This is a genomic window from gamma proteobacterium symbiont of Lampromicra miyakona, assembly GCF_059730895.1.
Genome location: NZ_AP035932.1, coordinates 3303070 through 3314553, shown reverse-complemented (window position 1 = coordinate 3314553; position 11484 = coordinate 3303070). Strand labels below are relative to the sequence as shown.

The 11484-nt window shown below is 56.8% G+C and carries 11 protein-coding genes; 8 read left to right on the top strand and 3 right to left on the bottom strand.

Annotation, left to right across the window (positions count from 1 at the left end; all coding sequences use genetic code 11):
* Positions 1–15: 15 nt before the first annotated feature.
* On the top strand, positions 16–837 hold the full coding sequence (locus tag AC6I8P_RS15555; protein ID WP_010616452.1) for an alpha/beta fold hydrolase: 822 nt from the start codon (positions 16–18) through the stop codon (positions 835–837).
* Positions 838–1037: 200 nt separating this feature from the next.
* Here the strand turns inward: AC6I8P_RS15555 and treF are convergent, their stop codons facing one another.
* Together treF and AC6I8P_RS15545 are read right to left on the bottom strand one after the other, a co-directional pair.
* On the bottom strand, positions 1038–2696 hold the full coding sequence (gene treF, locus AC6I8P_RS15550; protein ID WP_498031171.1) for an alpha,alpha-trehalase TreF: 1659 nt from the start codon (positions 2694–2696) through the stop codon (positions 1038–1040).
* Positions 2697–3044: 348 nt separating this feature from the next.
* A complete protein-coding gene (locus tag AC6I8P_RS15545; protein WP_498030721.1) occupies positions 3045–3899 on the bottom strand; it encodes an SDR family oxidoreductase in 855 nt (284 codons plus the stop codon).
* A gap of 101 nt (positions 3900–4000) precedes the next feature.
* Here AC6I8P_RS15545 and AC6I8P_RS15540 point away from each other — a divergent pair, with 101 nt between their 5' ends.
* Positions 4001–4372: a winged helix-turn-helix transcriptional regulator gene (locus tag AC6I8P_RS15540; protein WP_021507610.1), complete on the top strand. Its 372-nt coding sequence runs from the start codon at positions 4001–4003 to the stop codon at positions 4370–4372.
* Between the two features lie 22 nt (positions 4373–4394).
* Here the strand turns inward: AC6I8P_RS15540 and yghX are convergent, their stop codons facing one another.
* Positions 4395–5285, bottom strand: coding sequence for a YghX family hydrolase (yghX, locus tag AC6I8P_RS15535; protein ID WP_021507609.1), 891 nt, complete (start codon positions 5283–5285; stop codon positions 4395–4397).
* A gap of 568 nt (positions 5286–5853) precedes the next feature.
* On the opposite strand from yghX, the gene AC6I8P_RS15530 reads away from it, so the two are divergent.
* The 6 genes from AC6I8P_RS15530 to nhaA all read left to right on the top strand — a co-directional run bounded on the left by AC6I8P_RS15530 (position 5854) and on the right by nhaA (position 11472).
* A complete protein-coding gene (locus AC6I8P_RS15530; protein ID WP_125308900.1) occupies positions 5854–7278 on the top strand; it encodes a cytochrome ubiquinol oxidase subunit I in 1425 nt (474 codons plus the stop codon).
* Positions 7279–8283, top strand: coding sequence for a cytochrome d ubiquinol oxidase subunit II (gene cydB, locus AC6I8P_RS15525; protein ID WP_021507607.1), 1005 nt, complete (start codon positions 7279–7281; stop codon positions 8281–8283).
* 1 nt (position 8284) lies between these two features.
* A complete protein-coding gene (locus tag AC6I8P_RS15520) occupies positions 8285–8452 on the top strand; it encodes a DUF2474 domain-containing protein (RefSeq protein WP_021507606.1) in 168 nt (55 codons plus the stop codon).
* 391 nt (positions 8453–8843) lie between these two features.
* The gene (locus tag AC6I8P_RS15515; RefSeq protein WP_058780419.1) at positions 8844–9710 is read left to right on the top strand and encodes a helix-turn-helix domain-containing protein; all 867 of its coding nucleotides are present in this window, start codon (positions 8844–8846) and stop codon (positions 9708–9710) included.
* 251 nt (positions 9711–9961) lie between these two features.
* Positions 9962–10105, top strand: a complete 144-nt coding sequence (locus AC6I8P_RS15510; protein ID WP_164861030.1) for a hypothetical protein — start codon at positions 9962–9964, stop codon at positions 10103–10105.
* A 188-nt stretch (positions 10106–10293) separates the two neighbouring features.
* Positions 10294–11472 (top strand): Na+/H+ antiporter NhaA, encoded by a 1179-nt coding sequence (nhaA, locus tag AC6I8P_RS15505; protein WP_058770638.1) that lies wholly within the window; start codon positions 10294–10296, stop codon positions 11470–11472.
* Positions 11473–11484 lie beyond the last annotated feature (12 nt).

Below are 11484 nucleotides of genomic sequence, written 5' to 3'. Positions count from 1 at the left end.
TAACGGAGAAAAAACATGAGCACATTCAAGACTAAAGACGGCGTAAACCTGTACTTCAAAGACTGGGGCAAGGGGCAGCCGGTGCTGTTCAGCCACGGCTGGCCGCTGGATGCCGATATGTGGGACAGCCAGCTCAACTTCCTCGCCGAGCGCGGCTATCGCGTCATCGCGTTTGACCGCCGCGGCTTTGGTCGCTCCGATCAGCCGTGGGAAGGCTACGATTACGACACTTTTGCCGACGATATTCACGGCCTGATCGAGCACCTGCAGCTGGATGAGGTGACGCTGGTGGGCTTCTCGATGGGCGGCGGGGATGTGTCGCGCTACATCGGTCGTTATGGTACCGCGAAAGTGAAAGGACTGGTGCTGCTGGGCGCCGTCACCCCGATCTTTGGTAAAACCGACGATCACCCGGAAGGGGTGGAATCAGCGGTGTTTGACGGGATCAAAGCGGGTTTGCTGAAGGATCGTGCGCAGTTTATCAAAGAGTTCGCCACGCCGTTTTACGGCACCAACGCGGGCCAGACGGTTTCCGATGGGGTGCTGACGCAGACGCTGAACATTGCGCTGCTGGCGTCGCTGAAAGGTACGCTGGATTGTGTGACCGCGTTCTCTGAGACGGATTTCCGTGCGGATATTGCCAAAGTGGATGTGCCGACGCTGGTGATCCACGGCAGTAACGACCAGGTGGTGCCGTTTGAAGCCACCGGCAAGCTGGTGCACGAGATGATTGCGGGTTCGCAGCTGAAAGTGTATGAGAATGGCCCGCACGGTTTTGCGGTGACGCATCAGGACCAGCTGAATGCGGATCTGCTGGCGTTTTTGCAGGGGAACTAAGGGGGAGTGCGTTTTTTCCCCTCACCCTAACCCTCTCCCGCTTGCGGGAGAGGGGACCGATCGAGTGAACAATTAATTCATTAATCACATATGGCAGCGTTTCCCTCTCCCGGTGGGAGAGGGCCAGGGTGAGGGCATCAGGCCGCAGCATCCCACATCAGACCGCAGTTTCCCGCCTGCTACCACGCCCAACCGCATTATCAGTCCGCCAGCAAATGCCCGTACATCGCCAGCAGGCGACGGGTGACGCCGTTGGTCCAGCCGAAGCCGTCCTGCAGTGGATACTCACCGCCGCCACCCGGGCGGGCGCGATCGCCGCTGATATCGTACTTCTCTACCAGCTTATGGTGCAGCGAATAGAAATTCTTCACCGTGGTCAGCCAGTTGACCGCAATCTCGGTTGCCAGCGTCTCTTCACCGTAGTTATTCAGTCCGACCACCGCCATCCACTGTAGCGGTGCCCAGCCGTTGGGTTTATCCCACTGCTCGCCGCTCTCCACCATGGAGGTCACCAGCCCGCCCTGCGTCAGCAGCAGCTGGCGCAGCGCCACCGCCTGCAAATGCGCCTGCTCGGGTGAAGCCAGCCCCAGGAACAGCGGTACCACCGCCGCTGCGGTAAAGGCACCAAAGCGTTCACGACGCCAGTCGTAGTCGCGGTACACACCTGCGGTGTTGTCCCACAGATAGCGATGGATCGCCTGCTTGCGCGCATCCGCCTTCTTCTGCCACGCCAGGCCGGTGAGTTCTTCGCCCTTCGCGTGCGCCAGCGTCGAGATCATCAGCTCCAGCTTGTAGAGAAACGCATTCAGATCCACCGGAATAAACTGGGTGGTGCGAATGCTGGACAGACGCTGCGGATCGCGCAACCAGCGTGAGGAGTAATCCCAGCCGGAAGCGGCACCGGCGCGCAGATCGCGATAGACCTCGCTGGCCGGGCGACGCGATTTGCTGGCGGTTTCCACATCTTCCATCCACGATTCATCGCGCGGCGTGTCGCGATCGTCCCAGTAGCGGTTGAGCAGCGAACCATCCGGCATGCGCACCACGTGGCGATAGGCCTGATGCGGCATCAGCTCGCCGGCCCCGTCCATCCAGAACTGATACTCTTTCATCAGCTGGTCAAGATAGCGCTTCGCGCCGCGAATGCCGTCTTCTTCAAACAGCTCGACCATCAGCGCGAATACCGGCGGCTGCGAGCGGCTGAGGTAATAGGTACGATTGCCATTCGGCACGTGACCGTAGTTGTCAATCAGCCAGGCGAAGTTGTCCGCCATATGACGCAGCAGATCGTCGCGGCCCGCTTCGGCCAGTCCCAGCATGCTGAAATAAGAGTCCCAGTAATACGTTTCACCAAAACGCCCGCCGGGCACCACGTAGGGCTTCGGCAGCGGCAGCAATGACGAATGCGGTAAATGCTGCTGCGGCATTTTGGTTAACACTGGCCACAGATCGTCAATATGTTCCGTCAGGGTTTTATCCGGATTGGAAACATAAAAACACTCATTGACCTGCGGTAAATAAAAATGCTCGTGGACAAATTTTTCCAGGTCGAACTCCGCCGAGCGTTTACGGCGGCGATAGCGGATTAAAATATCCAGCGGATCGAATTTAGGCGCGCAGTCCGGAAACGTTTTGCTGTCGGCAAAAATACGTGACGTCTGCACGTGCTCAAACAGCTCCAGATAGCGATCGGCAGGCGTCAGCGCATCAGGCGCAGGCAGGCCTTCAATCAGCTCGGGTTCCGGCTCCGAATCCTGCATACCTTCGCGGATAAACTCGTGAGGATCGTATTGATACCCCAGATCAGCATGGGCTTCGTGTTCTCCGAAAGCTTGACGTTGCTGGTGGTTAGTATTAATAGCGGCCTCCTGAAATTGCCTGGTTGCTCAAAGGACAAATTATAGATCTCTGACCCGATGAGACAACAATGCGAAATATCTATGAACGTAATAAATCTTGTCGATTGATCGGCTATTTAAGGCTTTTTTCAGCGAATACAACGCCCTATATTTCAGGAATTGAAAGCAGTGTTTCAGATGAAGCTTTAAATAAATGAGCAGAATTATCTGTAAATAAGAAAATCGTCAGTGATGACGGCAAAAAAGCGGGAAGAGGTTGATCATTTGATGGCAAACGAGACGGGGAAAAGAGGGGGTTTCGTCGCCCTCACCCCGGATTTCACCGCAGGTGAGGGCGCCATCAGCGCCTTACTTTGCCAGCGTGGCCTTAATTACCGCGGCGAACGGTGTGGTCGGGCGGCCAATAAGTTTGCTGAGCGTGTGGCTGTCGTCGAACAGGGCACCCTGAGCGGCACCGGCGTCGGAATCCGCCAGCAGTTCGGCCAGCGGCGCAGGTAAACCGGCTCCGATCAGCGCCGCGCTGAATTCCGCAGGCGGCAGGTTAACGTACTCCACCTGTTCGCCGGACCGGCGGGCGATCTCCGCACTGAATTCTGCCAGCGTATAGCTGTCATCGCCGGCCAGTTCGTACACTTTGCCGGCCTGATCGTCACGGCTGATCACCTCTGCCGCCGCGGCAGCGTAATCCTCGCGCGCCGCCGACGCGATGCGCCCGTTGCCCGCCGCGCCGATAAAGGCATGATGCGCTAACGCCGGTGCGATGCTGGCCGCATAGTTTTCGCTGTACCAGCCGTTACGCAGCAGGGCATAAGGGATGCCTGAAGCCTGCAGCAGCGCTTCGGTGGCGCGGTGTTCGACGCCCAGACCCAGCGGCGAGGTGTCGGCATGCAGCAGACTGGTATACGCGATAAATGACACGCCTGCCGCTTTGGCGGCATCAATCACCGCCCGGTGCTGGGCTTCGCGCTGGCCCACTTCGCTGGAGGAGATCAGCAGCACTTTCTGCACGCCGGCAAAGGCGCTGTGCAGCGTCTGTGGCTGGTTGTAATCCGCGGTACGCAGCGCGACGCCGAGCGCCTGCAGGTCCTGCGCCTTTTCCGGTGAACGTACCAGCGCGATGATCTCGCTGGCCGGTACTTTCTTCAGCAAGGCATTAATCACTAAACGGCCCAGTTGGCCAGTGGCTCCGGTTATCGCAATCATGGTGTTTTTCCTCAGGTTGAACTGGTATGGAAACAGCCTACGAGATAAACTAACTTTTAGTAAGTACTTACAGATTTGTTAGTTTGAGCGGAGTGATGTAAATGGCTGAAAACCTGAGTGATAAATTTTCCCGTGGTGAATTGCTCAATGTGAACTGCCCGTCACGTGAAGTGTTAAAACGGATTACCAGCCGCTGGAGTGTGCTGGTGTTACTGGCGCTGCGCGCTGAAACGCTGCGCTTCAGCGAACTGCGCCGCCGGATTGGTGGCATCAGTGAACGCATGCTGGCGCAGACGCTGCGCTACATGGAAGAGGATGGCTTCATTGAGCGTATCGCCTATGAAGTGGTGCCGCCGCACGTGGAGTACCGGCTGACGGCGCTGGGCCATGAGGTGGAAGGGCAGGTCATCGGCCTCGCCGACTGGCTGGAAAGCAATGTCCACCGCATCATTAAAGCGCCGCAGACGGCGTGAGTGCCGTCGCGGCGCGCCAGGCTCAGGCGTGCAAATATTTCTCAAACCAGCCGAGTGTGCGACCCCATGCGAGGTCGGCGGCGGCTTTGTCATAGCGTGGCGTTGAGTCGTTGTGAAAGCCGTGATTCACGCCGGGATAAATATACGCTTCATAGGTTTTGTGGCTGGCTTGCAGAGCGGCTTCATAGGCTGGCCAGCCTTCGTTGATGCCTTTATCCAGCGCGGCATAGTGCAGCAGCAGCGGCGCCTGAATGCGCGCCACATCTTCCGCTTTTGGCTGGCGGCCGTAGAACGGCACGGCGCAGGCCAGCTCAGGAAACGCCACTGCCGCCGCATTGGCTACGCCGCCGCCATAACAGAAGCCAGTGATGCCGACCTTGCCGTTCCCCTCGGGATGCTGCATCAGGAAATCGACCGCCGCGAAGAAATCGTTCATCAGTTTGGTCGGGTCGACTTTAGCCTGCATCGCACGGCCCTCTTCATCATTGCCCGGATAGCCGCCCAGCGAACTTAAGCCATCCGGCGCCAGCGCGACATAGCCCGCTTTGGCGACCCGTCTCGCCACGTCTTCAATGTAAGGATTCAGGCCGCGATTCTCGTGTACCACCACCACGGCACCCAACTTGCCGCTGGCGTGAGTCGGGCGCACCCGATAAGCGCGTACCTCGCCATGTCCCTGGGGCGACGGGTAGTGAATGTATTCGGCGTTGATATCAGGGTCGGTAAACGACACCTGCTCTGCCAGCGCATAATTGGGGCTCATGGCGCTGAGCAGGGTGGCTCCGGTCATGCCGGCGATGGTGAACTTCGCGGCCAGCGAGAGAAACTCGCGCTTGCTGATGCGACCGTGCGCATAGTAGTCATAAAGCTCAAGCAGTTCCTGGGGAAAATCCTGGGCGGTAAGACGGGTCATAACCTCTCCTTCGCTGATTAACCGGACTGTGCTGCTTTAACAAAGCACAGCCTGACGCCGCTGGCAAATGCCATGCCCCAGCGGGTTAATGCGCGATGGCTCACAGAATGTCACCGAAAGGCAGCAAATTAATTTCTTTTTGGTCTATAAAAATTATCTTTTAATTAACAAACTTTCTTTCTGGCGACTGTGCAGGAAATTTTACAGCGTAACGTAACGGTGCGGTCCTCTGCCGTTTTGTCTTGAGCAGTAATTAACAGCTAAATTAGCCAGTTACCAGATTAACGCCTTTTCCTCTCGCTCTGCTTAATAACAAGATTGTCACAATAAATCACGGACTTTAACCTTAACTTAGTGATTTTAAACAAGTAGTTTCTGGTGAAAACAATGATCGAAATCAAAAAATACTGTTATAGTTTTAGCCATTCCCACTGTTTCTTTTTGTTCTCGCCGCTTGCCTTACAATTGGCGTGAATCTCTTCCGACGTCACGAAATAATAATTTTGTGCGTCAAACTTGTTAATTATAAGTAAAAATTCGGTGCAATCTTGTGGCAAAGAGGTAAGCAATGTTTGGATTAGATGCCTTCCACCTGGCCAGGATTCAGTTCGCCTTTACTGTTTCCTTCCATATTATTTTCCCGGCCATCACCATCGGTCTCGCCAGTTTCCTGGCGGTGCTCGAAGGCATGTGGCTGAAAACCCGTAACGAGACCTATCGCGATCTCTACCACTTCTGGTCCAAAGTCTTTGCCGTTAACTTCGGTATGGGCGTGGTGTCCGGGCTGGTGATGGCGTACCAGTTTGGTACCAACTGGAGCGGTTTCTCGCAGTTTGCCGGCAGTATTACCGGTCCGCTGCTGACCTATGAAGTGCTCACCGCCTTCTTCCTTGAAGCGGGCTTCCTCGGCGTGATGCTGTTTGGCTGGAACCGTGTTGGACCGGGCCTGCACTTCTTTGCCACCTGCATGGTTGCGCTCGGCACTATCATCTCGACCTTCTGGATCCTCGCGTCCAACAGCTGGATGCATACCCCGCAGGGCTACATCATAGAGAATGGCATCGTGGTGCCGCAGGACTGGTTCAAGATTGTCTTCAACCCGTCGTTCCCGTACCGCCTGTTCCATATGTCGGTGGCGGCCTTCCTCGCCAGCGCCTTCTTTGTTGGCGCGTCTGGCGCGTGGCATCTGCTGCGCGGTAACGATAACCCGGCAATCCGCAAAATGTTCTCCATGGCACTGTGGATGGCACTGATCGTTGCGCCGATTCAGGCGATGATCGGCGATGCGCACGGCCTGAATACCCTTGAGCATCAGCCGGCAAAAATTGCGGCGATTGAAGGCCACTGGGAAAACCCGCCGGGAGAAGCGACACCGCTGATTCTGTTCGGTATTCCGGATATGGATGAAGAGCGCACCAAATATGCGCTGGAAGTGCCGTACCTTGGCAGCCTGATTTTGACCCACAGCCTGGACAAACAGGTCCCGGCGCTGAAGAGCTTCCCAAAAGAGGACCGCCCGAATTCGCTGGTGATTTTCTGGTCGTTCCGCGTCATGGTGGCCATGGGCCTGCTGATGATCACCCTCGGCGTGCTGAGCCTGTGGCTGCGTTACAAAAAGCGGCTGTATAACTCCCGGCCGTTCCTGTGGTTCGCCCTGCTGATGGGGCCGTCCGGCCTGATCGCCATTCTTGCCGGCTGGTTTACCACGGAAATTGGTCGTCAGCCATGGGTGGTGTACGGCGTGCAGCGCACCATTGATGCGGTGTCGGCGCACGGCGATTTGCATATGAGCATCAGCCTGCTGGCCTTCATCCTCGTCTATTCGTCGGTGTTTGGTGTCGGCTACGTTTATATGATGCGCCTGATCAAGAAAGGTCCGCTGACCGGCGAGGGTAAAGATGTGCGCCACGGTGGTCCGGGGCAGGGCAAAACACCTGCGCGTCCGCTTTCTGCGGCCCATGAGAGTCTGAACGAACCGCAGGAGGGTAAATAAATGATCGATTTCTCCATTATCTGGTTCGCCATTATCGTGTTCGCCACCCTGATGTATATCGTGATGGATGGCTTCGATCTTGGCATCGGCATCCTGTTCCCGTTCAATAAAGATGCGGTTGAGCGCGACATGATGGTGAATACCGTTGCGCCGGTGTGGGATGGCAACGAAACCTGGCTGGTGCTGGGCGGTGCCGGTCTGTACGGTGCGTTCCCGCTGGCCTACTCGGTGATTGCCGATGCGCTGGCCATTCCGCTCACCGCGATGCTGATTGGCCTGATTTTCCGTGGCGTAGCGTTTGAGTTCCGCTTTAAGGCCACCGAAGAGCACCGCGCGTTCTGGGATAAATCGTTTATTGCCGGCTCGCTGCTGGCGACCTTCAGCCAGGGCGTTGCGGTCGGTGCGATTATCGACGGCTTCCCGGTGAAAGGGCGCGAGTTTGCCGGCTCGGCGCTGGACTGGCTGGCGCCGTTCCCGCTGTTCTGCGGCGTCGGTCTGGTGGTGGCATATGCGCTGCTGGGCTGTACCTGGCTGATCATGAAAACCGAGCATGAGCTGCACCGTAAGATGTCCGCGCTGGCGACGCCGCTGGTGATCGCGCTGCTGCTGATTGTCGGCATTATCAGCCTGTGGACGCCGTTCACTCACGATGCGATTGCGCACCGCTGGTTCAGCCGTCCTAATCTGTTCTGGTTCCTGCCGGTGCCGGTACTGGTGCTGCTGTGTTCGTGGGGCATCGTGCGCGCCATCAAGCGTGAGGCGCACTACTCGCCGTTCCTGCTGACGCTGGCGCTGGTGTTTCTCGGCTTCTCCGGCCTCGGTATTAGCGTATGGCCGCACATTATTCCACCGTCGATCACCATCTGGGACGCCGCGTCACCGCCGCAGAGTCAGGCCTTTATGCTGGTCGGTAGCTTACTGATTATTCCGGTGATTCTGGGTTACACCTTCTGGAGTTACTACGTGTTCCGCGGAAAAATCAAAGCCGACGAAGGATACCACTGAGATGCAAACCGAGGTCAGCAATATGAACAACCCCACTGAAACGAAAGCCCCCTGGTGGAAGCGCGTGCTGTGGTTAGTAATCATCTACGGCGCAAGCGTGCTGGCACTGGGCGTGGTGGCATCACTGTTTCGTATGATGATGACGGCAGCGGGCATGCGTTCGCACTAAGTGGTCGATGAGGGCAGGCACGCCTGCCCGGTGTTATCGGTCGCCATAAATGGCGACCCAGCAAGGTGATGCACGATTTTCACAGGGTGCGCATTAATGCGCACCGATCATGTGTCGGCCCATCAGATTGACCAGCATTTGGTCGCCATTAATAGCGCCCCTGCGGATACGATTTACAGGGGGCGCATTAATGCGCACCGCTATGCGCAGGCACATCACTGCTTAATGATGCGATGCCGTTAAGACGATAAAAGGTTAGTTACCTAAGCAATTAATGCTTTTCGCGTCTCGCTGTCTTTACTCTTCCTTACGTTATCCATACGATTTTGTTATATTTATGTGACGGATTACGCAAAAGCACCGCCTTTCCCAACCCATTCAATTAAAAAAAATGCTCAGCCTGAATCTGAAAAAACAGTACATCAACGATCTGGTGGACTGGATCGAGGCCAATCTGACCGACGAGCTCAACATCGATCTGATTACCCTGAAATCCGGTTACTCCAAGTGGCACATGCAGCGCATGTTCAAAGAGATGACCGGCCAGACGCTGGCCTCGTACACGCGCAAACGTCGTCTGACGCTCTCTGCCATGGCGCTGCGCCTGACCAGCATGCCGCTAATTGATATCGCCGTGCGGTTTGGCTTTGATAATCAGCAAAACTTTACCCGGGTGTTTAAAAGCCACTTCGCCATGACGCCAGGCGCTTATCGCCGCATCCCGGAAATGCAGATGAAAGACTTCCACAGCCGCATCTCCACCCAGCGGCAGTGGGTGAGTGCGCGCCTGGCAGAGAAGCCGGAGCTGAAGTTGTGTGGAGAAGTGATCGAGTGGGAGTGCCGCTTCGGCGAATACATTGATCACCACAATCACGTGGTGGCGCAGCATACGCGTGATTTCATCGCCTTCGCCGGCCAGCACGTGCAGCGTGGCTGGCTCGGTTTTCAGTTCAGTCCGGGCGTCAACTCCAGCGATCAGCAGCATATCAGTCTGTTCCAGGCGCTGGAGAGCCAGTACGCCGACGTGCTGACCGGCAATGTACAGAACTGGACTGGTGAAAGTGGACTGTATGCGGAGATTGACTGGCACGGCGCGCCGGAAGAGATCAATGCGTTCACCGCAGAGGTGTACTACAACCATCTGCCTGCGCTCGGCGTGGCGCGGCGGCCGGGCAAGGACCTGATTAAGCTCGATCTCCGCTACAGCACGCCGGATTTGTTGCAGGGCACCTTTTACATTCCGGTTAAAGTCGGATAATGCATAAATCGTGCGGTAAACTGTGATAAACCGCACGATTTTATAAATTCCTGCGCCTGAGTGGCGTAAAATCCTTCACTGAAACCTGACTGACCGTGGAAAACACTGTTTGCCACCTCTCAGGCTGGATCATCACCTGCATGCCTGGTCCATTCCGGACCGTTATAGTGAAAAGACAAAAAATTATGCGACTTCTACCGTTGTTACTTTCAACAGCGCTTGTGGCGTTTTCCACGCTGGCAAGTGCCCAGATGGCTGAGCCTTTCTCACCGCCAGGCGGTCTGCATCCGCATCAGCCTCACTGCGCCCAGCATGAGATTGCCGGCGATAATGCGCTGCCACAGCAGCGTACGGATGACGTGACGCTGCTGACCTGCACTAACCACCAGGCCTGACGGCGCGCTATTGACTTAGCGCCCAGCGACGTATTGCGTCCGTCCGCTTTCAGTCCTCCCTCCGCTGCAATACGCCCGCCTGGCGAATAACTCGAAAATCCCGAGCAATAAACGAGACATAAGCTGCTTTTAACGAGGTGTTTCAGCGGCTAAACTTCTCCACCAAATGTCTCTGCTCAGGAGGAGTTGTGAACAAACCCCGTAGTATTCGAAGCTTGCTGAAAAGCTTTATCGAAAGTGACGCCAGCAACGGCATGGTGCTGATTCTGGCGGCGGTGGCGGCGATGGTGCTGGCCAATAATGCCGCCACCGCGCAGGGCTATCAAAACCTGCTGGCGGAGCCGGTACAGATTCGCTTCGGCGCGCTGGATATCAGCAAAAACCTGCTGCTGTGGATTAACGATGCGCTGATGGCGCTGTTCTTTCTGCTGATAGGCCTCGAAGTGAAGCGCGAACTGATCAGCGGCGAGCTGGCCAGCCGCGATCGCGCAATCTTCCCGGTGATTGCGGCGCTGGGCGGTATGGTCGCACCGGCGCTCATCTTCCTGCTGTTCAACCACGATAACGACATTGCCCGCAACGGCTGGGCCATCCCGACCGCCACCGACATCGCCTTTGCGCTCGGCGTGCTGGCGTTGCTCGGCAGCCGGGTACCGGCGGCGCTGAAAGTGTTCCTGATGGCGCTGGCGATCATTGATGACCTCGGTGCCATCGTGATTATTGCGCTGTTCTATACCAGCGATCTGTCAGTGCTGTCGCTGAGCGTGGCGGGCGGCGCTATCGTGCTGCTGGCGATCCTCAATCGCTGCGGCGTGCGCAACATCGCGGTGTATATGCTGGTGGGCGTGGTGCTGTGGACCGCGGTACTGAAGTCCGGCGTGCATGCCACGCTGGCGGGCGTCGTGGTGGGCTTCTTTGTGCCGCTGGAGGAAAAAGAGGGACACTCACCGGCTGAGCACCTGGCGCACGGACTGATGCCGTGGGTGAACTGGCTGATCCTGCCGCTGTTCGCGTTCGCCAACGCCGGCATCTCGCTCAGCGGCATCACCTTTGGCGATGTGCTGTCGCCGGAGCCGCTTGGCATTATCCTCGGTCTGCTGATTGGTAAACCGTTAGGTATCACGCTGTTCTGCTGGCTGGCGGTGAAGCTGCGGCTGGCGGCGTTGCCAGGCAGTACCACCATTCGCGACATTATGGCAATCGGCGTGCTGTGCGGTATCGGCTTTACCATGTCGATCTTCATCAGTTCGCTGGCGTTTGACGCCGCGCATGAACAGCTGGTGACGTTCTCGAAGCTGGGCATTCTTAGCGGTTCACTGCTGTCGGCGGTGATAGGTTATACGCTGCTGCGCATCAAACTGCGCTAATAAGGAGAGGCG